This window comes from Streptomyces sp. NPDC014889, from assembly GCF_043081205.1.
GTDB lineage: Bacteria > Actinomycetota > Actinomycetes > Streptomycetales > Streptomycetaceae > Streptomyces.
Genome location: NZ_JBIBWH010000003.1, coordinates 545,086 through 567,790, shown reverse-complemented (window position 1 = coordinate 567,790; position 22,705 = coordinate 545,086). Strand labels below are relative to the sequence as shown.

Annotated in this window: 20 protein-coding genes; 10 read left to right on the top strand and 10 right to left on the bottom strand. The window is 71.4% G+C overall.

Annotated elements, in window-relative coordinates:
• Positions 1-11 precede the first annotated feature (11 nt).
• A complete protein-coding gene (locus ACF09J_RS08775; RefSeq protein WP_392304654.1) occupies positions 12-1,016 on the bottom strand; it encodes an aldo/keto reductase in 1,005 nt (334 codons plus the stop codon).
• Positions 1,017-1,240: 224 nt separating this feature from the next.
• Here ACF09J_RS08775 and ACF09J_RS08770 point away from each other — a divergent pair, with 224 nt between their 5' ends.
• On the top strand, positions 1,241-2,311 hold the full coding sequence (locus ACF09J_RS08770; protein ID WP_392304653.1) for a chitinase: 1,071 nt from the start codon (positions 1,241-1,243) through the stop codon (positions 2,309-2,311).
• Between the two features lie 79 nt (positions 2,312-2,390).
• On the opposite strand, the gene ACF09J_RS08765 is transcribed toward ACF09J_RS08770, so the two are convergent.
• Positions 2,391-3,773 carry a glycine--tRNA ligase gene (locus tag ACF09J_RS08765; protein WP_392304652.1) on the bottom strand — a complete coding sequence of 461 codons (1,383 nt, stop codon included), beginning with the start codon at positions 3,771-3,773 and terminating at the stop codon, positions 2,391-2,393.
• A gap of 173 nt (positions 3,774-3,946) precedes the next feature.
• Between ACF09J_RS08765 and ACF09J_RS08760 the strand changes: the two genes are divergently transcribed.
• The 4 genes from ACF09J_RS08760 to ACF09J_RS08745 are packed head-to-tail and all read left to right on the top strand — an operon-like array spanning position 3,947 to position 7,083.
• Complete coding sequence (locus ACF09J_RS08760) at positions 3,947-4,909, top strand: metal ABC transporter substrate-binding protein (RefSeq protein ID WP_392304651.1); 963 nt, start codon at positions 3,947-3,949, stop codon at positions 4,907-4,909.
• 17 nt (positions 4,910-4,926) lie between these two features.
• Positions 4,927-5,712, top strand: a complete 786-nt coding sequence (locus ACF09J_RS08755; RefSeq protein WP_392304650.1) for a metal ABC transporter ATP-binding protein — start codon at positions 4,927-4,929, stop codon at positions 5,710-5,712.
• Complete coding sequence (locus ACF09J_RS08750) at positions 5,712-6,614, top strand: metal ABC transporter permease (RefSeq protein ID WP_392304649.1); 903 nt, start codon at positions 5,712-5,714, stop codon at positions 6,612-6,614. Before ACF09J_RS08755 ends, ACF09J_RS08750 begins: the two co-directional genes overlap by 1 nt.
• A gap of 58 nt (positions 6,615-6,672) precedes the next feature.
• Positions 6,673-7,083, top strand: a complete 411-nt coding sequence (locus tag ACF09J_RS08745) for a Fur family transcriptional regulator (protein WP_392304648.1) — start codon at positions 6,673-6,675, stop codon at positions 7,081-7,083.
• A 73-nt stretch (positions 7,084-7,156) separates the two neighbouring features.
• On the opposite strand, the gene ACF09J_RS08740 is transcribed toward ACF09J_RS08745, so the two are convergent.
• Both ACF09J_RS08740 and recO read right to left on the bottom strand, forming a co-directional pair.
• Positions 7,157-7,990, bottom strand: a complete 834-nt coding sequence (locus tag ACF09J_RS08740) for an isoprenyl transferase (RefSeq protein WP_392304647.1) — start codon at positions 7,988-7,990, stop codon at positions 7,157-7,159.
• Positions 7,991-8,049: 59 nt separating this feature from the next.
• The gene (gene recO / locus ACF09J_RS08735; RefSeq protein WP_392304646.1) at positions 8,050-8,796 is read right to left on the bottom strand and encodes a DNA repair protein RecO; all 747 of its coding nucleotides are present in this window, start codon (positions 8,794-8,796) and stop codon (positions 8,050-8,052) included.
• Positions 8,797-8,940: 144 nt separating this feature from the next.
• Between recO and bla the strand changes: the two genes are divergently transcribed.
• A complete protein-coding gene (gene bla / locus ACF09J_RS08730; RefSeq protein ID WP_392304683.1) occupies positions 8,941-9,852 on the top strand; it encodes a class A beta-lactamase in 912 nt (303 codons plus the stop codon).
• Positions 9,853-9,862: 10 nt separating this feature from the next.
• Here bla and ACF09J_RS08725 read toward each other — a convergent pair whose 3' ends face one another.
• From ACF09J_RS08725 to leuA, 6 genes are all read right to left on the bottom strand, one after another.
• Positions 9,863-10,339: a protein phosphatase gene (locus tag ACF09J_RS08725; protein ID WP_392304645.1), complete on the bottom strand. Its 477-nt coding sequence runs from the start codon at positions 10,337-10,339 to the stop codon at positions 9,863-9,865.
• 56 nt (positions 10,340-10,395) lie between these two features.
• The gene (locus tag ACF09J_RS08720; RefSeq protein WP_392304644.1) at positions 10,396-11,061 is read right to left on the bottom strand and encodes a response regulator; all 666 of its coding nucleotides are present in this window, start codon (positions 11,059-11,061) and stop codon (positions 10,396-10,398) included.
• Positions 11,058-12,272, bottom strand: a complete 1,215-nt coding sequence (locus tag ACF09J_RS08715; RefSeq protein WP_392304643.1) for a sensor histidine kinase — start codon at positions 12,270-12,272, stop codon at positions 11,058-11,060. The genes ACF09J_RS08720 and ACF09J_RS08715 overlap by 4 nt, the downstream gene beginning before the upstream one ends.
• Positions 12,273-12,328: 56 nt before the next feature.
• Positions 12,329-14,419 (bottom strand): MMPL family transporter, encoded by a 2,091-nt coding sequence (locus ACF09J_RS08710; protein WP_392304642.1) that lies wholly within the window; start codon positions 14,417-14,419, stop codon positions 12,329-12,331.
• A 165-nt stretch (positions 14,420-14,584) separates the two neighbouring features.
• Positions 14,585-15,283 carry a TerB family tellurite resistance protein gene (locus tag ACF09J_RS08705; RefSeq protein ID WP_392304641.1) on the bottom strand — a complete coding sequence of 233 codons (699 nt, stop codon included), beginning with the start codon at positions 15,281-15,283 and terminating at the stop codon, positions 14,585-14,587.
• A 195-nt stretch (positions 15,284-15,478) separates the two neighbouring features.
• Positions 15,479-17,200, bottom strand: a complete 1,722-nt coding sequence (gene leuA / locus ACF09J_RS08700) for a 2-isopropylmalate synthase (RefSeq protein ID WP_392304640.1) — start codon at positions 17,198-17,200, stop codon at positions 15,479-15,481.
• A 363-nt stretch (positions 17,201-17,563) separates the two neighbouring features.
• Here leuA and ACF09J_RS08695 point away from each other — a divergent pair, with 363 nt between their 5' ends.
• The 4 genes from ACF09J_RS08695 to ACF09J_RS08680 all read left to right on the top strand — a co-directional run bounded on the left by ACF09J_RS08695 (position 17,564) and on the right by ACF09J_RS08680 (position 22,702).
• Complete coding sequence (locus ACF09J_RS08695; RefSeq protein ID WP_392304639.1) at positions 17,564-18,637, top strand: M4 family metallopeptidase; 1,074 nt, start codon at positions 17,564-17,566, stop codon at positions 18,635-18,637.
• A 20-nt stretch (positions 18,638-18,657) separates the two neighbouring features.
• Positions 18,658-18,924 carry a protealysin inhibitor emfourin gene (locus ACF09J_RS08690; protein WP_392304638.1) on the top strand — a complete coding sequence of 89 codons (267 nt, stop codon included), beginning with the start codon at positions 18,658-18,660 and terminating at the stop codon, positions 18,922-18,924.
• A gap of 58 nt (positions 18,925-18,982) precedes the next feature.
• Entirely contained in the window at positions 18,983-20,347 is a 1,365-nt protein-coding gene (locus tag ACF09J_RS08685) for a GH1 family beta-glucosidase (RefSeq protein WP_392304637.1), read from the top strand.
• A 180-nt stretch (positions 20,348-20,527) separates the two neighbouring features.
• Positions 20,528-22,702, top strand: coding sequence for a PhoH family protein (locus tag ACF09J_RS08680; RefSeq protein ID WP_392304636.1), 2,175 nt, complete (start codon positions 20,528-20,530; stop codon positions 22,700-22,702).
• The last annotated feature ends 3 nt before the right edge of the window (positions 22,703-22,705 follow it).

Genomic DNA, 22,705 nt, shown 5'->3' with positions numbered 1-22,705 from the left:
CGGCGCCCGGGTCAGCGTTCGCTGTCCAGGTGGACCATCTGCGCCTCGGGGTAGCGCGCGCCCGCGGCCGCGTCCGCCGGGACGGCCTCCTCGATGGCCGCCAGGTCGGCCTCGTCCAGCGTGACGGCCACCGCGCCCAGTGCCTCCGCCAGCCGCTCGCGGGTGCGGGCGCCGATCAGCGGGACGATGTCCTCACCGCGGGAGAGCACCCAGGCGATGGCGGTCTGCGCGACCGTGGCGCCCCGGCCCTCGGCGACCTTGCGCAGGGCATCGACGAGGTCCAGGTTGTGCTGGAGGTTCTCGCCCTGGAAGCGGGGCGAATGGGCCCGGAAGTCGTTGGCGGCGAGCTTGCGGTCGCGGCCGAAGTGCCCGGAGATCAGACCGCGGGAGAGCACCCCGTAGGCCGTGACGGCGATGCCGAGCTCGCGGGTGGTGGGCAGGATCCGGTCCTCGATGCCGCGGGAGACGAGCGAGTACTCGATCTGGAGGTCCGAGATCGGCGCGGTGGCGGCGGCCCGGCGGATGGTGTCGGCGCCCACCTCACTGAGGCCGATGTGCCGGACGTGTCCCTTCTCGACGAGTTCCGCGATGGCGCCGACCGTCTCCTCGATCGGCACGTCCGGGTCGACCCGGGCGATCCGGTAGACGTCGATGTGGTCGGCGCCGAGGCGCTGGAGGGAGTAGGCGGCGAAGTTCTTCACGGCGGCGGGACGGCCGTCGTAGCCGGCCCAGTTGCCGTCCGGGTCGCGCAGGGCGCCGAACTTCACGCTGAGCAGGGCCTGTTCGCGGCGGGCCGCGGGGGCGGTGCGCAGGGCCTCGCCGACCAGCATCTCGTTGTGCCCCATGGCGTAGAAGTCGCCGGTGTCGAGCAGGGTCACGCCCGCTTCGAGGGCGGCGTGCACGGTGGCGATGGACTCGGTCCGGTCCGCCTCGCCGTACAGCGCGGACATGCCCATGCAGCCGAGGCCGAGGGCGGAGACCCGGGGGCCGGTGGTTCCGAGGTTGCGGGTGTCCATGAGGGCTCCTTGGGGGCTCGGAGGGGGGATGGAACGGGTACCCGCGACCAGCCTGGCATGACAACTGACAGATTTCAATATCTGTCAGTTGTCATCAACCAAGAGGTGCGTGGGCGCGACCGACAGGCCTGGCGATTTGGTCCAGACCTATTGACTAGAGGTCTGGACCACGAGCACTGTCATGCCTACGACACCTCACCGCACCCCCCACCGGGAGGCTCCGTATGATCCGCCGCAGACTGCGTCTGCTGGCCGCCGCGCTCGCGGCCGCCTGTCTCACCCAGCTCTCCATCGCCCTGGCCCCCACCGCCCCCACCGCCTCGGCGGCCTCCGCCGCCGACACGTGCGCCGTGAAGTCCAGGCCCGCCGGCAAGGTGCTCCAGGGCTACTGGGAGAACTGGGACGGCTCCGCCAACGGCGTCCATCCGCCCTTCGGCTGGACGCCGGTCACCGACTCGCGCATCGCCGCGCACGGCTACAACGTGATCAACGCGGCCTTCCCGGTCATCCGCTCCGACGGAACGGCCCTGTGGGAGAACGGCATGGACGCGGGCGTGAAGGTGGCGACACCCGCGGAGATGTGCGCGGCCAAGGCGTCCGGGCAGACGATCCTGCTGTCCATCGGCGGCGCGACGGCCGGTATCGATCTCAACTCGTCCGCCGTGGCGGACCGGTTCGTCGCGACGATCGTGCCCATCCTGAAGAAGTACAACTTCGACGGCATCGACATCGACATCGAGACGGGCCTGACGGGCAGCGGGAACATCAACCAGCTCTCCCCGTCCCAGGCCAACCTGATCAGGATCATCGACGGCGTCCTCGCGCAGATGCCGTCGAACTTCGGCCTGACGATGGCCCCGGAGACCGCCTACGTCACCGGTGGCAGCGTCGCCTACGGCTCGATCTGGGGCGCGTACCTGCCGATCATCAAGAAGTACGCCGACAACGGCCGCCTGTGGTGGCTGAACATGCAGTACTACAACGGCAGCATGTACGGCTGCTCGGGCGACTCCTACCAGGCGGGCACCGTGGCCGGCTTCACCGCCCAGACCGACTGCCTCGCCAAGGGCCTGGTGATCCAGGGCACGACGGTCAAGGTCCCCTACGACAAGCAGGTCCCGGGCCTGCCCGCCCAGCCCGGCGCGGGCGGCGGCCACATGGCGCCCGCGCTGGTCTCCGAGGCCTGGCGCCACTACGGCACGAGCCTGAAGGGCCTGATGACCTGGTCGATCAACTGGGACGGGTCGAAGAACTGGACCTTCGGCGACAACGTGAAGGCCCTGCAAGGCCGTTGAGGAACGGCGAACGCCGGACGGCCTGCCGAGCGAGGTCTCGGCAGGCCGTCCGGCGCTGAGGTACCGCGCGCTGACGGGGTCAGCAGCCGACGAGGCGGCCGGCCAGGTAGCCCTCGATCTGGTCGAGGGAGACGCGCTCCTGCTTCATGGTGTCGCGCTCGCGGACCGTGACCGCGTTGTCCTCGAGGGTGTCGAAGTCGACCGTGACGCAGTACGGCGTGCCGATCTCGTCCTGGCGGCGGTAGCGGCGGCCGATGGCGCCGGCGTCGTCGAACTCGATGTTCCAGTTCTGGCGCAGGGCCTGGGCCAGGCCCTTGGCCTTGGGCGACAGCTCCGGGTTGCGCGACAGGGGCAGCACCGCGACCTTCACCGGGGCCAGGCGGTGGTCCAGGCGCAGCACCGTGCGCTTCTCCATCTTGCCCTTGGCGTTGGGCGCCTCGTCCTCGACGTACGCGTCGAGCAGGAAGGCGAGCATCGCGCGGCCGACACCGGCCGCCGGCTCGATGACGTACGGCGTCCAGCGCTCGCCGGCCTCCTGGTCGAAGTAGGAGAGGTCCTGGCCGGAGGCCTTGGCGTGGGAGGAGAGGTCGTAGTCGGTGCGGTTGGCGACGCCCTCCAGCTCGCCCCACTCGCTGCCGCCGAACTGGAAGCGGTACTCGATGTCGGCGGTGCGCTTGGAGTAGTGGGAGAGCTTCTCCTTCGGGTGCTCGTACCAGCGCATGTTCTCCTCACGCAGGCCGAGGCCCGTGTACCAGTTCCAGCGCTGCTCCATCCAGTACTCCTGCCACTTCTCGTCCTCGCCCGGCTTGACGAAGAACTCCATCTCCATCTGCTCGAATTCGCGGGTGCGGAAGATGAAGTTGCCCGGCGTGATCTCGTTGCGGAACGACTTGCCCATCTGGGCGATGCCGAACGGCGGCTTGCGGCGCGAGGTGGTCTGCACCTGGCCGAAGTTCGTGAAGATGCCCTGGGCGGTCTCGGGGCGCAGGTAGGCGACGGAACCGGAGTCCTGGGTGGGGCCGAGGTGGGTGGAGAGCAGGCCCGAGAACTGCTTGGGCTCGGTGAACTGGCCCTTGTTGCCGCAGTTGGGGCAGTTGACGTCCGCGAGGCCGTTCTCCGGGGCGCGGCCCTTCTTCTCCTCGTAGGCCTCTTCCAGGTGGTCGGCGCGGAACCGCTTGTGGCAGGAGGTGCACTCCGTCAGCGGGTCCGTGAAGGTGGCGACGTGACCGGAGGCGACCCAGACCTCGGGCGCCAGGATCACGGACGAGTCGATGCCGACCACGTCCTCGCGGGACGTCACCATGTAGCGCCACCACTGGCGCTTGAGGTTCTCCTTGAGCTCGACACCCAGGGGCCCGTAGTCCCAGGCGGCACGCTGGCCGCCGTAGATCTCACTGCAGGGGAATACGAAGCCACGGCGCTTGCTCAGGCTGACGATGGTGTCGATCTTGTCGGCGGCCACGGTGCTCTCTTCATTACGACGACGGGCGACGAAGCGAGACGCTTCACGAGCGAATGCTTCAGGGTACCGGCGGTCACTCCCCCTCGACCAAATCGGTGCCGGACAAGGGCCCTTTTCGGGCCTGTCACGAGGTTTGTTGACAACGGTTTCCATCTTTGTTGAAAATGACTGTCATGAACGTACGACGACGCCTCATATCCGGCTCCACGGCCCTGACGATCACCGCGCTCGGCCTCGGAGCGCTCTCCGCCTGTTCCTCCGCCGACGCCAGCGGCACTCGTGGCGGCGGCACGTACGACGTCGTCGCGTCCTTCTACCCGATGGCCTTCCTCGCCGAGCGGATCGGCGGGAGCCACGTCCACGTCACCAGTCTCACCACTCCGGGCCAGGAACCGCACGACCTGGAGATCAGCGCCAAGCAGACCGTGGAGCTGGAGAAGTCCGACGCGGTGCTCTACCTCAAGGGCCTCCAGCCCTCCGTCGACAGCGCCGTCGCCCAGTCCGGGGTCAGGACGAAGATCGACGCCGCCTCCCTGACCACGCTGGAGGAGCACGGCACCGAGGTGGACGGCCACGCCGAGGAGCACGACGCCCACCATGACGAGGAGCACGGCGGCAAGGACCCGCACGTCTGGCTGGACCCGGTGCGCTACGCGCAGATCGCCGAGGGCGTCGGCAAGGCCTTCGAGAAGGGCGACCCGGACCACGCGGCCGACTACCGCAAGAACACCAAGGCCCTGGTCGAGCAGCTCGGCGAGCTCAACGCCCGCTACGAGACCGGTCTGAAGGACACCAGGAGCAAGGTCTTCATCACCACCCACGCCGCCTTCGGCTACCTCGCCGAGCGCTACGGACTGACCCAGGAGGCCATCAACGGCCTCGACCCGGAGTCCGAGCCCAGCGCGGCCCGGGTGAAGGACCTCCAGGAGACGGCGAAGGCCGACGGGGTCACGACCGTCTTCTACGAGACGCTGGTCAGCGACAAGACCGCTAAGACCCTCGCCAAGGACGCGCATCTGCGGACGGACGTCCTCGACCCCCTCGAAGGCATCACCGACAAGTCCCGCGGCACCGACTACTTCCAGGTCATGGACGCCAACCTCAAGGCGCTCCAACAGGCACTGGGCGCCGAGTGAGCACAACGGAGGGCGTCATGGACGTCAGCAGCGAAACCGCCGAACCCGTCATATCCCTGCGCGGAGTCCGCGCCGACCTGGGCTCGCGCCCCGTCCTTCGCGGCATCGACCTCACCGTGCGCCGGGGCGAGGTCGTCGCGCTGCTCGGCGCCAACGGCTCCGGCAAGTCGACGGCCGTGCGCAGCGTGATCGGCCAGGTGCCGGTGAGCGCCGGTGAGATCGAACTGTTCGGCACCCCGCACCGCGGCTTCCGCGACTGGGCGCGCGTCGGCTACGTACCGCAGCGCACGACGGCCGCGGGCGGTGTCCCGGCGACGGTCACCGAGATCGTCTCCTCGGGCCGGCTCTCCCGCACCCGCTTCGGGATCTTCCGCAAGGCCGACCACGCGGCCGTACGGCGGGCCCTGGAGCTGGTCGACATGGCGGACCGCGCGAAGGACTCCGTGAACGCCCTCTCCGGCGGTCAGCACCAGCGCGTGCTGATCGCCCGGGCGCTCGCCGCCGCACCCGAGCTGCTGATCATGGACGAGCCGATGGCGGGCGTCGACCTGGCCAGCCAGGAGGTGCTGGCGAGCACGCTCAGGGAGCGGGTCGGGGCCGGGGCGACGGTGCTGCTCGTGCTGCACGAGCTGGGCCCCCTGGAGCCCCTGATCGACCGGGCGGTGGTGCTGCGCGACGGCTGCGTCCTGCACGACGGACCGCCCCCGAAGGCCGTCGGCCAGCATGCCCTGCCCGGCCACGACCACGTACACCCCCACGACGCCTCGGGCGCCGATCCGATCCGCACGGGACTGCTGAGCTGATGGACCTGTTGAACTACGCCTTCATGCAGCGGGCCCTCCTCGCCGCCGTCCTGGTCGGCGTCACCGCGCCCGCCGTCGGCATCTACCTCGTCCAGCGCCGCCAGGCCCTGATGGGCGACGGCATCGGCCATGTGGCCATGACCGGTGTCGGCCTGGGCTTCCTGCTGTCCACCTCCCCGGTGTGGATGGCGACGGCCGTCTCCGTCCTGGGCGCGGTCCTCATGGAGCTGATCCGCTGGTACGGCCGCACCCGCGGCGACATCGCCCTCGCGATGCTCTTCTACGGCGGCATGGCGGGCGGCGTCATGTTCATCAACCTCGCCCCCGCCGGCTCCAACGCCAACCTGACGTCGTACCTGTTCGGCTCGCTCTCCACGGTCTCGCAGTCCGACGTCACCGCGATCTGCCTGCTGGCCGCCTTCGTCGTGCTGGTCACCCTGGGCCTGCGCCGCCAGTTGTTCGCGGTCAGCCAGGACGAGGAGTTCGCGCGGGTGACCGGGCTGCCGGTGCGCGCCCTGAACCTGCTGACGGCGGTCACGGCGGCGGTGACGGTGACGGTCGCGATGCGCGTGGTCGGGCTGCTGCTGGTCAGCGCGCTGATGGTGGTCCCGGTGGCCGCCGCCCAGCAGCTCAGCCGGAGCTTCGCCGCGACCTTCGCGATCGCCGTCGCCATCGGGGTCAGCGTGACCATCGGCGGCACCGTCACGTCGTACTACCAGGACGTGCCGCCCGGCGCGACGATCGTGCTGCTCACCATCGCGGTGTTCATCGCGCTCACCGGGCTGGCCACGCCGCTGGCCCGGCGACGCGCGCGGGCCCTCGCCGCGGCACGGCCCGCCGGGGACCCGGCGGAGTGCGCGATTCCGGCCACCCGGGCCGCCGGCGACGGGGCCGGCGCCTGACCGCGCACGGCCCGGGCTGGCACAATGGCCCGCAGGCGAGACGTGAGGAGGCCGACCGGTGACCACCGCTGGACCGCCCGTGAAGGGCCGCGCCACCCGGCAGCGTGCCGCTGTCGCGGCGGCCCTCGACGAGGTCGACGAGTTCCGCAGCGCGCAGGAACTCCACGACATGCTCAAGCACAGGGGCGACTCGGTGGGCCTGACGACGGTCTACCGCACCCTTCAGTCCCTCGCCGACGCGGGCGAGGTCGACGTCCTGCGCACCTCCGACGGCGAGTCGGTCTACCGCCGCTGCTCCACCGGCGAGCACCACCACCACCTCGTCTGCCGCGTCTGCGGCAAGGCGGTCGAGGTCGAGGGGCCGATGGTGGAGAAGTGGGCGGAGGCGATCGCCGCGGAGCACGGCTACGTCAACGTCGCCCACACGGTGGAGATCTTCGGGACCTGCGCGGAGTGCGCCGCGGGGTGAGCCCGGGGGCTGCCGCCCCCGGACCTCGCTTTCGGCCTGAACGGCCTCGTCCTCAAGCGCCGGACAGGCTTTTCTACTCGCCGTCGCCCTGCATGGCGAGGAGTTCCTCGTTCGGGATGGCGCCGCCGAAGCGGCGGTCGCGCGAGGCGAACTCGATGCAGGCCCGCCACAGGTCGCGGCGGTCGAAGTCGGGCCACAGGACGTCCTGGAAGACCATCTCCGCGTAAGCGCTCTGCCAGAGGAGGTAGTTGGACGTGCGCTGCTCGCCGCTCGGGCGCAGGAACAGGTCGACGTCCGGCATGTCCGGGTAGTACAGGTACCGCTGGATGGTCTTCTCGGAGACCTTGGCCGGGTCGAGCCGGCCCGCCCTGACGTCCTCCGCGAGCGCCTTGGCCGCGTCCGCGAGTTCGGCCCGGCCGCCGTAGTTCATGCAGAAGTACAGCGTCAGCCGGTCGTTGTCCTTGGTCTGCTCCTGGGCGACCTGGAGCTCCTTGGCGACCGACTTCCACAGCTTGGGCATACGGCCCACCCAGCGCACCCGGATGCCGAGTTCGTCGAGCTGGTCGCGGGTCTTGCGGATGAAGTCGCGGTTGAAGTTCATCAGGAAGCGCACCTCGTCGGGCGAGCGCTTCCAGTTCTCGGTGGAGAAGGCGTAGAGGGAGATGTTGCCGACGCCGATCTCGATCGCGCCCTGCAGCACGTCCAGCACCCGCTCGGCGCCGACCTTGTGCCCCTCGGTGCGGGGCAGCCCGCGCTCCTTGGCCCAGCGGCCGTTCCCGTCCATGACGATCGCCACATGCTCGGGGACCAGCTCACCGGGGAGCTTCGGCGCGCGGGCGCCGGACGGATGCGGCTCGGGCGCCCTGTACTCCGGGCGCCGGCGCCCCAGGATCCCGCGTACGGCCATGTGCTTCTCGTCTCCCTGGTTTCGAACGTACTTGTTCCGGACGTACTTGTTTCGGAGTACTACTTTTCCACGTACCGAAGTGAGCGCAGCCCGCGCTCCAGGTGCCAGTGCAGGTAGGCGGAGACCAGCCCGCTGCCCTCCCTGACGTACCGCGGCTCGCACGCGTCCGCGGTCGCCCAGTCCCCCGTGAGCAGCGCGCCGAGCAGCTCGAGCGTCCGCGGCGAGGGTACGACGCTGCCGGGCACCCGGCAGTCGGCGCAGACCGAGCCGCCGGAGGCCACCGAGAAGAACCGGTTCGGGCCGGGCATCCCGCACCGGGCGCAGTCGCCGAAGCTGGGCGCGTAGCCGTTGACGGCCAGCGACCGCAGCAGGAACGCGTCCAGCACGAGGTGCGGGGCGTGCTCGCCCCGGGCGAGGGTGCGCAGGGCGCCCACGAGCAGCAGGTACTGCTGGACGGCGGGCTCGCCCTCGTGGTCGGTGAACCGCTCGGCGGTCTCCAGCATGGCCGTCCCGGCGGTGTAGCGGGCGTAGTCGGCCACGATCCCGCCGCCGTAGGGGGCGATGGTCTCGCTCTGCGTGCACAGCGGCAGCCCCCGCCCCACCAGCTCGCTGCCCCGGGCGAAGAACTGCACGTCCACGTGCGAGAACGGCTCCAGCCTGGCCCCGAACTTCGACTTCGTCCGCCGCACCCCCCGCGCCACGGCGCGCACCCGCCCGTGTCCGCGGGTGAGCAGCGTGATGATCCGGTCCGCCTCACCCAGCTTCTGGGTGCGCAGCACGATGCCGTCGTCCCGGAACAGACTCATGGGGTCCATTGTCGCCCACGGCGGATGTGGGCATGGCCGGACCTCCGACCCGGTCCGGCTCCCGGCGCGGCGCAACCGCGATGCGCCCGGGGGCGTCGGTCAGTGCGGAGATCGTTCCGTCCGGCCCGACCGGAGGAGAGCACCATTCGCACCGCGGAGCAGTCCGACCCGACCCGACGTGCCTTACTGACCACCGCCGCCGCCTCCGCTCTCGCCGCGGCGACGGCGGCCGCCACGGCCACGCCCGCGCACGCCCTGCCGGACGACGGCACCACCGCGTGTCTGCGCGCCCTGGAGCGGAGGCACGGCGCCCGGCTGGGCGTGTTCGCCCACCACCTCGCCACCGGCCGGACCGTGCGGTACCGGGCCGAAGAACGCTTCCCGATGTGCTCGGTGTTCAAGACCCTGGCGGCGGCAGCGGTCCTGCGGGACCTGGACCGCCACGGCGAGGTCCTCTCCCGCCGCATCCGCTACACCGAGGCCGACCTGGTGCCGGAAGGCTCCGACCAGACCCGGGCGCACCTGGACACGGGCATGACCATCGCCGAGCTCGCCGACGTCGCCATCCGCTTCAGCGACAACACCGCCGGCAACCTGCTCCTGCGGGAGCTCGGCGGCCCCACGGCCATCACCCGTTTCGCCCGCTCGCTCGGCGACCGGGTGACCCGCCTGGACCGGTGGGAGCCGGAGCTCAACACCTCCGAGCCCTGGCGGCGCACGGACACCACGAGCCCGCGCGCGATCGGCGGCACCTACGCCCGTCTCGTCCTCGGGGACGCGCTGAACCGCCGTGACCGCCGGACGCTGACGCACTGGCTGCTGAACAACACCACCAGCACGAAGCGCTTCCGCGCGGGCCTGCCATCGACCTGGACGGTCGCGGACAAGACGGGGTCCGGCGCCCACGGCACCGCCAACGACGTGGGCGTCGCGTGGACCGAGTCGGGCTCCCCCGTGGTCCTGGCCGTGCTGTCGACCAAACCGGCCGAGGACGCCCCGTACGACGACGCCCTCGTGGCCCGGGCCGCCGCCGCGGTCGCGCGGGCCCTGGGATAGGCCACGGCGCTCAGGTGCCTCGACGCGGCGGCGGGAAGTTCCGTACGTACCGCTTCTGCCACGGTGTCTCCACCGCGTGCCGGTCGTAGTGGGCCCGGACGTAGGCGACCGCCTCCTCGGGCGGTACGCCGTCGAGGACCGCCAGACAGGCCAGGGCCGTGCCCGTGCGGCCCCGGCCGCCGCCGCAGGCCAGCTCGACGCGCTCGGCGGCGGCGCGCTCCCAGGCCTCGGTGAGCAGGGCGCGGGCGGCGGCGCGGTCGGACGGCAGCCGGAAGTCCGGCCAGCGCAGCCAGCGGGACTCCCAGGGGACCTCGGGCGGCTGCTTGCCGAGCAGGTAGACGCCGTACGACGGAGCCGGCGCCGACGGGTCGAGCGGGCGGCGCAGGCCGCGGCCGCGGACCAGCCGTCCCGACGGCAGCCGGAGCACACCCGGCTGCCCCTCCTCCCACCGCTGTTCCGTTGGTTCCTCGGGTTCCTGGCTCGCCATCCGGCCATTCGTAGCCGAGGCCCGGGCGCTGGGCAACCCGGACGTCACCCGGTCCGTCACTGGCTCCCCGGGGACACCAGCCCGGACTCGTAGGCCGCGATGACCAGTTGGGCCCGGTCCCGCGCTCCCAGCTTGCCCATGATGCGGCTGACGTGGGTCTTCGCGGTGAGCGGGCTGAGGGTCAGCGCCTCGCCGATCTCGGTGTTGTTCAGGCCCCGGGCGACCAGGGCCAGCACCTCGCGCTCCCGGTCGGAGAGGCAGTCGGGGCCGCCCGTGGCCGGTGCCGCGGGGCTGCGCAGGAAGCGGGCGATCAGGCGGGCCGTCGGGCCCGGCGAGAGCAGGGCGTCGCCGGCGGCCACCGTGCGGATCGCGTCGAGGAGCTCGGCCGGCCGTATGTCCTTGACCAGGAAGCCGGAGGCACCGGCGCGCAGCGCCTCCACGATGTTCTCGTCGGTGTCGTAGGTGGTGAGGACGAGCACCTTCACCCCGGCCAGGTCCTCGTCGGCGACGATGAGCCGGGTGGCCTCGATGCCGTCGAGGTCGGGCATGCGCAGGTCCATCACCACGAGGTCGGCGCGGGCGCTGCGGGCCAGCGCGACGGCCTCGCGCCCGGTGCCGGCCTGCCCGACGACCGCCATGTCGCCGGCCGACTCGACGAGCATCGCGAAGGATGTCCTGACCAGGGTCTGGTCGTCCGCGAGGAGCACACGGATGGCGCTCACCGGCCTCCCTCCAGCGGCAGTACGGCGGTCACCGCGAAGCCTCCGCCGGAACGGGGTCCCGCGTCCAGCGTTCCGCCCACGCTGCGGGCCCGCTCCCGCATGCCGACGAGGCCGAAGCCACCGCCGGCCCCGGGTACGGGCCCGGTGCCGGCGTCGGTGACGGACAGGCGCAGGGCGCCGTCCTCGGTGTGCAGGTCGACGATGACGGCCGGTTCGGGACCGGCGTGCCGTACGGCGTTCGTCAGCGCCTCCTGCACGATGCGGTACGCGGCGGCGCCGACGGCGGGCGGGATGTCGCCGGCCCGCACGGACAGCTCCACCGTCGCTCCGGCCGTCCGGGCGGTCTCCGCCAGGTCGGCGACGCCGGGCAGGCCGGGCAGCGGGCCGCGGGCCGCGGGCACGTCCTGCTCCCGCAGCACCTCCAGCGTCGTACGCAGCTCACCGCGTGCCGTCCGGCAGGTCTCCGCGATGTCGTCGAGGGCCGCGGCGACCGCGGCACGGTCGAGGCGGTCGGGGTCGGTGGCGAGGACGTGCGCGGCGACGGAGGTCTGGACGCCGATGAGGGTGATGCTGTGGGCGAGCAGGTCGTGCAGGTCGCGGGCTATGCGGAGGCGTTCCTCCGCGACGCGGCTGCGGGCCTCCTGTTCGCGGGTGCGTTCGGCGCGTTCGGCGCGCTCGACGATGGCGGCGACGTACTGGCGGTAGTAGCGGACGTCGACGCCCCAGAAGACCACGGCGATGACCCAGCCGGAGACCCTCAGCCCCTCGACGGCCTGGTGGCTGTTGACGGTGAACATCACGCCCGTGATGAGGGTGAGGACGCCGATGCCGGTCAGCACCGTGCGCAGCGGGCGGCCGGTGGTGGCGACCGTGTACAGCGCGACGTACGCAGCGGGGGTGGGTGCGACGTGGTTGTAGTCGAGGGCGTGGTAGGGCGCCACGCAGGCCGCCACCGCGGCCAGGACCAGGACCGGGTGGCTGCGCCGCCACACGATGGGCACGTGCGCGGCGAACAGCAGCGTCCAGCCGAGCGCGTCGGGGCTGCGCCGCTCGTCGCCGAGGAGCGCGATGAGGGTGGCGAGCGCGGCGAGGCCGACGGCGAGCAGCGCGTCGTTGCGGGCGCGGTGCGGCGCGGTGAGCGGATCGCGGTTGATCGCCGCCATGATCCGCTCGCCCAGCTGGGGTCGGGGCGCTGTCGTGGTTGCCTGCACGGGTTCCATCTTCCGATAGGCGGGCGCCCCTCCCGTCGGGAGGGGCGCCCGGCTCGTCAGCTCACGGGCTCCGGCGCGCGGGCCGGCGGTGCGGGATCCGGCGGTGCGGGGTCCGGGGTGCGGGACAGCCGCCCCGGCCACCACACCTTCCGGCCGAGGGCCACGCTTGCGCTGGTCACCAGGTAGGTGCGGACGAGGAAGGTGTCCAGGAGCACGCCGACGGCGATGACGAAGCCGAGTTCGACGAGCTGGACGAGGCCCATGTTCGTCAGCACCGCGAAGGTGGCGGCGAGAACGAGCCCGGCGGAGGCGATGACCCCGCCGGTGGTGCGCAGCGCGGTCAGTGCGGCGGCGGCCGGTGGCGCGCCGTTCAGTGACTCCTCCCGCATGCGGTGCATGAGGAAGATGCCGTAGTCCACACCGAGGGCGACCAGGAACACGAACGACAGCAGCCCGAGCCCGGGGTCCGTGCCCTGGAAGCCGAGGAGCGGGCCGAACACCAGTCCGCCGATGCCGAGTGCGGCGCCCCAGACCGCGATGACGGCGGCCACCAGGATCAGCGGCGCGACGAGGGAGCGCAGCAGGGCGATCAGGATCAGCAGGACGGAGACGAGAACGATCGGGATGACGACCGTCCGGTCCCGGGCGTTGGTGTCCTCCAGGTCGATCTGCTGGGCGCTGGGCCCGCCGACGTAGGAGCCCGTCAGCTCGTGCCGCAGTTCCTTGATGGTGGCGGTCTCGGCCGCTGACTGGGGCGGGGCGGAGGCGATCACGGAGATCTCGGTCCAGCCGGCTCCCGTGCGGCCGGGCCGGGCGCTCGCGACGCCGTGCGTGGCGCGGACGGTGGCCAGGGTGGCGTCGGCCCGGCCGGCCGGGGTGATGACGTCGATGGGCTGGGCGGATTGTTCGGGGTAGGCCCTGGCGAGTGTCTCCAGGGCGGCAACCGACTCCGGTTTGTCGACGAAGGCGTCCTGCTGCTTGACCGTGCCGGGCAGGTTGAGGGCGCCGAGGGCGAGCGCGCCGAGCAGGACGGCGCCGGAGGCGAGGACGGTCAGCGGGCGGCGCCCGGCGGAGCTGCCCATCGCCCCGAACAGCGACCGGCGTGCCGTGGGCGTACTGCCGTATGCGGGCACGAGCGGCCAGAACACCCGGCGGCCCAGCAGGACCAGCAGTGCGGGCAGCAGCGTCAGCATCGCGGCCAGCGCGCACAGCACGCCGACCGTGCCCAGCGGTCCCATGCCGCGGCTGGAGTTGAGGTCGGCGGCGAGCAGGCACAGCAGGCCCGCGGCCACCGTGCCGGAGGACGCGAGCACGGCGGGCCCGCAGCCGCGCAGGGCGGCGCGCATGGCGTCGTAGGGCCGCTCGTGGCGGCGCAGCTCCTCACGGTAGCGGGAGATGAGCAGCAGGGCGTAGTCGGTGCCGGCGCCGAAGACGAGGATGGTCATGACGCCCTGGCTCTGGCCGGTGACGGTGGTGCCGAAGGCCTCGTTGAGGCCGTAGGCCACGCCCATGGACAGGAAGTCGGCGACGCCGGCCACGACCAGCGGGACCAGCCACAGCAGGGGGCTGCGGTAGATGAGGACCAGCAGCACGGCGACGACGGCGACGGTGGTGTAGAGCAGGGGTCCGCCGAGCGAGCCGTAGACGCCGGCGGCGTCGGTGGCCATGGCGCTCGGGCCGCCGACCTGGACGGTCAGTCCGTCCTGGTCGTGGGCGACCCGGCGGACGTCGTCGACGAGGGCGTCGCGCTTCTTCTCGTCGGTGCCGGGCTCGTCGCTGGTGACCGGGTACATCAGGGCGGTGCCGTCCCTGGACGGGACGGCCTGCGGTGTGCCCGTCAGTTCGTGCTGCCGGCCGATCGTCGCGATCTGCCGTGCCGCCGTGGCCCGGTCCGCCGCCGTCAGTCCGGAGTCGCGGTGGTAGACGAGGACCAGCTCGGTCCGCTCGCCGCCCGGCAGCCGATTCTGGATCTTCGCCACCTGGGTGGAGTCGGCGCTCGCGGGCAGGTAGTCGGTGGCCCGGTTGTGCTGCACGCCGGCGAGTTTCGAGGCGAACGGAGAGGCGAGCGCCAGCACGCCGATCCACAGGGCGAGCAGCAGCCAGGGAATGGCGCGTCGTCGTGTACGTGTCGTTTCTGCGGCCCCCATGAGGCGGGCCCTCCCTCCGGCGCGGATGTCTGGATGCGGTCTCCAGACTTCCGGCGCGGTGGGCGGGTTTCGTCGCGCGGGAGGGCGAGTTCGGGCGTACTGCGCGGGGTGACCGGGCAGCCGTGTTACTCCCTGGGGAGTAGCCGGAGAGCACCACGGGAGGCGTCAGGACGGGGTGCGGGCCTCCGTCAGGAGGCGGGTCACGTCGTTCGTGCAGATGGTCAGGGCCGCTCCGACGGTGCTGAGGGTGTCGTGCTCGGCGGGGGTGTACGGGCCGTCGGCCAGGGCGATGCGGGCGGCCTGGAGGAGGATCGACTCCCGGCCCGCGGGGGCCAGGTGCGGGGCGAGCGGGTCGAGGGCCTCGTGCAGCTCTATGGCCAGGCCCGCACCGCACGGCTGGTCCTCGTAGGCGCGCCCGGTGTCCGCGGCCAGCGCCTCCACCAGGGCGGCCAGTTGCTCCTCGGTGCAGTCGGCCAGGCCGGCCGCGCGGACCGTGACCGCGGCGGTCTCCAGGGCCGTGCGCGAGCCCGTACCGCCCGCGGACAGCACCGCCAGGGCGACGGTGTGCACGGCGTCGCGGAGCATCGCGGAGAAGCGGGTGGTCGTCGGATGGTCCAGGACGTCCGTGCCGAAGTGGGCACCGCAGGCGGCGCACTCGACCACCGGCCCGGTCGTGCCGCGCGGCAGCAGCGGTACGCCGAGGACGGTGAAGCGCCGACGCCCGGTCAGCCGCTGGTAGTTGCGGTCCCCGCCGCAGCCGGGGCAGAAGAACTCGCCGTCGCCGACCGGCGTCCACGCGGTGCGGGTGCCCAGCAGTCGGGCAAGTCTGGTGACACGGCCGTTTCGTCCCCTTACTGGCAGCACGTCCCACCTCCGTAACGGCACGGCAACATCGCCGTGCAGGCGTGATGTTAGCCACATTGCCGAGGCGTCGTCAGTACCCCGGACGAGACCTTTCCGTGACCTGGGTCGCCGACTGGCCGATACTCGCCGGGCGCACGACGGGGCCCCGGCCGCCTCAGCAGGCGGCCGGGGCCCCGAAAGCACCGGTCAGAGCGGTCAGCGCGTAGCGCGGTTGACGGCCGAGACGACGGCCTTCAGCGACGCACGTGTCGTGTTCGCGTCGATCCCGATCCCCCACAGGACCTTGTCGTCGATCGCGCACTCGATGTACGAGGCGGCCTGGGCGGAGGCGCCCTCGCTCATCGTGTGCTCCTGATAGTCGAGCAGGCGCACGTCGACGCCGACGGAGTGCAGGGCGTCGAAGAAGGCCGAGATCGGACCGTTGCCGGAGCCGGTGAGGACGGTGTCCTCGCCGTCGACGGTGGCCTCGACGGTGAGGGTGTCGACCCCGTCGGTGTCCGTCGTCGACTGGCCGGTCCTGACCTGGATGCGGCCCCAGGGGTTGTCCGGGTTCGGCAGGTACTCGTCCCGGAAGGTGGCCCAGATGTCCTTCGGCGTGACCTCGCCGCCCTCGGCGTCCGTCTTGGCCTGGATGATCCTCGAGAACTCGATCTGCATCCGGCGCGGCAGGTCCAGCTTGTGGTCGTTCTTCAGGACGTAGGCGACACCGCCCTTGCCGGACTGCGAGTTGACCCGGATGACGGCCTCATAGGAGCGGCCGACGTCCTTGGGGTCGATGGGCAGGTACGGCACCGCCCACTCGATGTCGTCGACCGTGACGCCCCTGGCCTTCGCGTCGGCCTCCATCGCGTCGAAGCCCTTCTTGATGGCGTCCTGGTGGGAGCCGGAGAAGGACGTGTAGACCAGGTCGCCCACGTACGGGTGGCGCGGGTGGACCTCCATCTGATTGCAGTACTCCCACGTACGGCGGATCTCGTCGATGTCGGAGAAGTCGATCTGCGGGTCGACGCCCTGCGAGAACAGGTTCATGCCCAGGGTGACCAGGTCGACGTTGCCCGTGCGCTCGCCCTGGCCGAACAGGCAGCCCTCGACGCGGTCGGCGCCGGCCATCAGCGCCAGCTCGGCGGCGGCGACGGCCGTACCGCGGTCGTTGTGCGGGTGGACGGACAGGCAGACGTACTCGCGGCGGGACAGGTTGCGGTGCATCCACTCGAAGCGGTCCGCGTGCGTCGACGGCGTCGAACGCTCCACCGTGGCGGGCAGGTTGAGGATGATCTCGCGGCCCGGACCCGGCTGGTACACGTCCATCACCGCCTCGCAGACCTCCAGGGCGAAGTCCAGTTCGGTGTCGGTGAAGATCTCCGGGCTGTACTGGTAGCCGAACTCCGTTTCGGGGCCCAGCAGTTTCTCGGCGTACTCCACCACCAGGCGGGTGCCGTCGACGGCGATCTGCTTGATGTCGTCCCTGGAGCCGCGGAAGACGACCCGGCGGAAGACCGGGGCGGTGGCGTTGTACAGGTGGACGGTGGCGCGCCGGGCGCCCTTCAGGGACTCCACGGTCCGCTCGATCAGGTCCTCACGGGCCTGGGTCAGTACGGAGATCGTGACGTCCTCGGGGATCGCGCCCTCCTCCTCGACGATGGAGCGCACGAAGTCGAAGTCGGTCTGGCCGGAGGCCGGGAAGCCGACCTCGATCTCCTTGTAGCCCATCGCGACGAGCTGGTCGAACATCCGGCGCTTGCGCTCGGGCGACATCGGGTCGATCAGGGCCTGGTTGCCGTCGCGCAGATCGGTGGAGAGCCAGCGGGGGGCGGAAGTGATCCGGCGGCCGGGCCAGGTGCGGTCGGGGATGTCGACCTGCTCGTAGCGGCCGTACTTGTGGATCGGCATGGAACTGGGCTGCTGACGGTTGACCATGGTGGCGTGGGCTCCTCGTGAGGTCCGCGGGTCCGCGGGTGCCGGAGAACGGCCGACGGCGCAACGCCGAACTCCGCGGGGAGGGGGTCGGCCTCGACTACAGGCCCTCGCCGCGGCAGCTAAGGAGAAGCAGCCCGAAACGCATGATGCTGCGCAGCCTAGCCGAGCCGCGCCGGATGCGCGGGCCCGTCCCATTATGCGAAACCGAAGGGGCAAACAGGGCAAAAAGTGCGCGACGTCACGCGCCGCCGACCTCCCCCCACCTACCACTCCGTGACGGGCGAGCAGACCCCTTGCCCCGATATTCCCCCATCACGGTTGCGGGTAGTGACATCGCAGGCACGCAGTGCGATGGTTTCGAATATGACGACCACCGGGGGCTTCGAGCCCGTCTTCTGCACCATCGTGCCGCCGCACGTCCTCGACCGCCTCGCCCGCAACGAGGACCCCGCGCTCTCCGGACCCGCCCGCCGGACCCTGGAACGCGACGCCTTCGAGCGCACCCGGCGGCGGCTGACCACCGTCGTCGGCGCACCCGCCGTCGCCGCGCCCGCGGGCAGACAGGACGGTCACCCGCACCGCACCGTCTACGACGCCCGGCACGGCACCGAGCTGCCCGGCAGCAAGGTGCGCGGCGAGGGCCAGGAACCCGGCGGGGACGCCACGGTCAACCGCGCCTACGCCGGCCTCGGCGCCACCTTCGAGCTGTACCTCACGGCCTACCGGCGCGACTCGATCGACGGCAGCGGACTGCCGCTCGACGCGACCGTGCACTACGACGAGAAGTACAACAACGCCTTCTGGAACGGCGAGCAGATGGTGTTCGGCGACGGTGACGGCGAGATCTTCCTGGACTTCACCATCCCGGTGGACGTCATCGGCCACGAGCTGACCCACGGCGTCACCCAGCACACCGCCAACCTGGCCTACTTCGGGCAGTCCGGCGCGCTCAACGAGTCGCTCTCCGACGTCTTCGGCTCGCTGATCAAGCAGTACACGCTCGGCCAGACCGCCACCGAGGCCGACTGGCTGATCGGCGCCGGGCTGCTGGCCCCCGGCGTCAGCGGCACCGCGCTGCGCTCCATGAAGGCACCGGGCACGGCGTACGACGACGACGTGCTCGGCAAGGACCCGCAGCCGGCCTCCATGGACCACTACGTCCACACCGGCAGCGACAACGGCGGCGTCCACATCAACTCCGGCATCCCCAACCACGCCTTCTACCTGGTCGCCACGGCGCTCGGCGGCCACGCCTGGGAGAAGGCGGGACAGCTCTGGTACGACGTGCTGACCGGCGGCGAACTGCACGAGGACGCGCAGTTCGCGGACTTCGCCACGCTCACGGTGCGGGCCGCGCGGGAGCGGTACGGCACCGACGGCGGCGAACTCGAGGCCGTGCGGAAGGCCTGGGAGCAGGTAGGGGTGCGGACGCTGTAGTTCCGTACTAGACACGGACCATGCGAATTCGAGTGAGGCGCACAGGGGGTTTCGCGGGCATCGAGCGCCGCGCCGAGGTGGACGTCTCGGGGCGGCCCGACGCCCCGCAGTGGCGGGACCTGGCCGAGCGGGCGCTGGCGGCCGGCAAGACCGCGCCGCCGGCCGGGGTGCCCGACGGCTTCAACTACGAGATCACCGTGGACGGCCGGACGGTGTACGCGGCCGATCCCCGGCTGACCGGGGAGCAGCGCGAGCTCATCTCCCGCGTGCTCAAGGAGGGGGCGTGAGGTCCTTTTCCCGTCCCGTTCCCGTCCCGGGCGTTGACTTCCGTTACCGACGGTAAGGATGATCCCGCCCATGGCGACGAACCCGATACCCCGGTTCCCGGCCGGCTTCCTGTGGGGCGTGTCCACCTCGGCCCACCAGATCGAGGGGGCGGCCGACCTGCGCGAGCCGTCCGTGTGGGACACGTTCTCGGCCGGGCCGGGGCGGATCAAGGACGGCTCGACGGCGGCGGTGGCCTGCGACCACTACCACCGCCACCGCGAGGACGTGGCGCTGCTGGCCGGCCTCGGTGTCGACGCGTACCGCTTCTCCGTCTCCTGGCCCCGGGTGGACTCCCCCGGCGGCCTCGACTTCTACGACCGCCTGGTCGACGACCTGTGCGCGGCCGGCGTCCGCCCGGTCCCCACCCTCTTCCACTGGGACCTGCCGGCCCGCCTCGACTGGCTGGAGCGGGACACGGCCGCGCGGTTCGCCGACCATGTGTCGGTGGTCGCCGGGCGCCTGGGCGACCGCGTACCGAAGTGGATCACGCTCAACGAGCCCGCCGAGCACACCCTGCTCGGCCATGCCCTGGGCGTCCACGCGCCGGGCGGGCGGCTGCTGTTCGACGCGCTCCCGGCCGCCCACCACCAACTGCTCGCCCACGGCCTGGCGGTCCGGGCGCTGCGCATCGCCGGGGCCGCGGACATCGGCATCGCCAACTCGCACAGTCCCGTCCGGCCGGCCTCCGGGGAACAGGCGGACGTCGAGGCGGCCGGCTTCTACGACCTGCTGCTGCACCGCCTGTTCGCCGACCCGCTGCTGCTCGGCCGCTACCCCGAGGGACTGGGCGAGCTGATGCCGGGCGCCCCGGAGCAACTGGCCTCGGATCTGGAGGTGATCGCGGAGCCCCTGGACTGGTACGGCGTCAACTACTACGCGCCGACCCGGGTGGGCGCCCCGCGCGGCGAGGAGATCGAGTTCGGCGGTCTCACCCTGCCCGCCGAACTGCCCTTCTCGGTACGGGAGATCGAGGGCCACCCGGTCACGGACTTCGGCTGGCCCGTGGTCCCGGAGGGCCTGACCGAGTTGCTGACCGGCCTGCGCGACCGCTACGGCGACCGGCTCCCGCCCGTCGTCATCACCGAGAACGGGTGCTCCTACGAGGGCCTCGACGACCAGGACCGCATCGCGTACCTGGACGGACACCTCCGCGCCCTGCACCGGGCCGTGGAGGCGGGCGTGGACGTGCGCGGCTACTTCGTGTGGTCGCTGCTGGACAACTGGGAGTGGGCCGAGGGCTACGCCCGCCGGTTCGGCCTGGTGCACGTCGACCACGCGACGCTGGAGCGCACCCCGAAGGCCTCCTACCACTGGTTCCGGGACCTGCTGCGGGCCCAGCGGGGGGAGGGTGCGGCGGCCGCCGCGTCGCCCGTGCCGGACTGATCCCGCCCCGGATCCGCGGGGTCGTCGGTCCCAACGGAGTCACCAGGATCACCGGGGTCGCTCCGGTCGCCGAAAAGCCCTACGGCGTTGTCGCTCCCCCGTCGTACCCTGGGAAGCGCGAGGCCGCCCTCACTTGTGCGGCCGTGACGAGGAGGAACCGCAGGCCTTCAGCGCCGGCCCATGACTCAGACACCCGCAGCCAAGACCCCCGCGCAGGGGCAGGCCAGAGCACAGTTCACCGTCCCCGCCCAGCACCCCATGGTGACCGTCCTGGGATCCGGCGACTCTCTCCTGCGCGTGATCGAGAAGGCCTTCCCGGGGGCCGACATCCATGTCCGGGGCAATGAGATCAGCGCGGTCGGCGATCCGGTGGACGTCGCCCTGATCCAGCGCGTGTTCGACGAGATGATGCTGGTGCTCCGCACCGGGCAGCCGATGACGGAGGACGCAGTGGAACGCTCCATCGCCATGCTCAAGGCGAGCGAGAACGGCGAGAGCGACGGCCACGAGACCCCCGCCGAGGTCCTGACGCAGAACATCCTGTCCTCCCGCGGCCGCACGATCCGTCCCAAGACGCTCAACCAGAAGCGGTACGTCGACGCGATCGACAAGCACACGGTGGTCTTCGGCATCGGCCCCGCCGGCACCGGCAAGACCTACCTGGCCATGGCCAAGGCGGTGCAGGCCCTGCAGTCCAAGCAGGTCAACCGCATCATCCTGACCCGCCCCGCGGTCGAGGCCGGTGAACGCCTCGGCTTCCTGCCCGGCACGCTGTACGAGAAGATCGACCCGTACCTGCGCCCGCTGTACGACGCGCTGCACGACATGCTCGACCCGGACTCCATCCCGCGCCTGATGGCGGCGGGAACGATCGAGGTGGCACCGCTGGCGTACATGCGTGGACGCGCGCAGCCGCGCTTCACGAACGTCCTGACCCCTGATGGCTGGCGCCCCATCGGCGATCTGCAGGTCGGTGACCTCGTCATCGGCTCCAACGGTGAGCCGACCCCGGTCCTGGGCGTCTATCCACAGGGCGAGAAGGATGTCTACCGCGTCACGGCCCAGGACGGGGCCTGGACCCTGTGCTGCGGCGAGCACCTGTGGACGGTGCGCACGGCTTCGGACAAGCGTCGTGACAAGCCGTGGCGGGTCCTGGAGACCAAGGAGATGATCGGCAACCTGCGTGCCGCACATGCGCGTCGATACGAGCTGCCGATACTCACGGCGCCGGTGTGCTTCCCCGAGCGCGAAGTACCGATGGACCCCTATGCGCTGGGACTCCTGCTGGGCGACGGATGCCTGACCGGCTCCACCACCCCCTCGTTCGCCACCGAGGACCCGGAACTCGCGTCGGCCCTGCAATCGGCCCTTCCCGGAATCTCGGTACGGCATCGCGGCGGGCCCGACTACGTCCTGAACCGGGTCAAGGCCCCTGGCGACGTGGTCACCCTGGAAAACCCGGTCACCGGCGTTCTGCGCAAGCTGGACCTGCTGCGGACGCGCTCGCACAGCAAGTTCGTCCCCGACGACTACCTCTTCAACTCGGCCGAGGTACGGCTGGCGATCCTGCAGGGACTGCTCGACTCCGACGGCGGCCCCGTCGTCCAGAAGGACCGGACCTGCCGCGTCCAGTACACGACGACATCCATCCTGCTCCGGGACGACGTGATCGCTCTGGTGCAGTCCCTGGGCGGCGTCGCCTACAGCCGTCGCAGGGCCGCCGAGGGACGCGGTCCGGGCCGCGCGAAGGAGCGGGACGTCGCCCACCGGCGGGACGCCCACGTCATCGACATCCGCCTTCCCGAAGGCATCGAGCCCTTCCGACTTGCCCGCAAGCGGGACCAGTACCAGGCGGCCGGTGGCGGCGGACGTCCGATGCGGTTCATCGACAGCATCGAGCCTGCGGGCCGGGAGGAATGCGTCTGCATCCAGGTGGCGGCCGAGGACTCCCTGTACGTCACGCAGGACCATCTGCTGACGCACAACACCCTGAACGACGCCTTCATCATCCTGGACGAGGCGCAGAACACCAGCCCCGAGCAGATGAAGATGTTCCTCACCCGGCTCGGCTTCGACTCGAAGATCGTGATCACGGGTGACGTCACCCAGGTGGACCTGCCGAACGGCCAGAAGTCCGGTCTGCGGCAGGTGCAGGAGATCCTGGAGGGCGTCGAGGACGTCCACTTCTCCCGGCTGTCGTCGCACGACGTCGTACGGCACAAGCTCGTGGGCCGTATCGTCGACGCGTACGAGAAGTACGACAGCAAGCACGGCACCGAGAACGGCGGGCCCAACAAGTCCGGCGGGCACGGCAGGGCCGGGCACGCGCACGGTCACGGGCACAAGGGGAAGTAGACC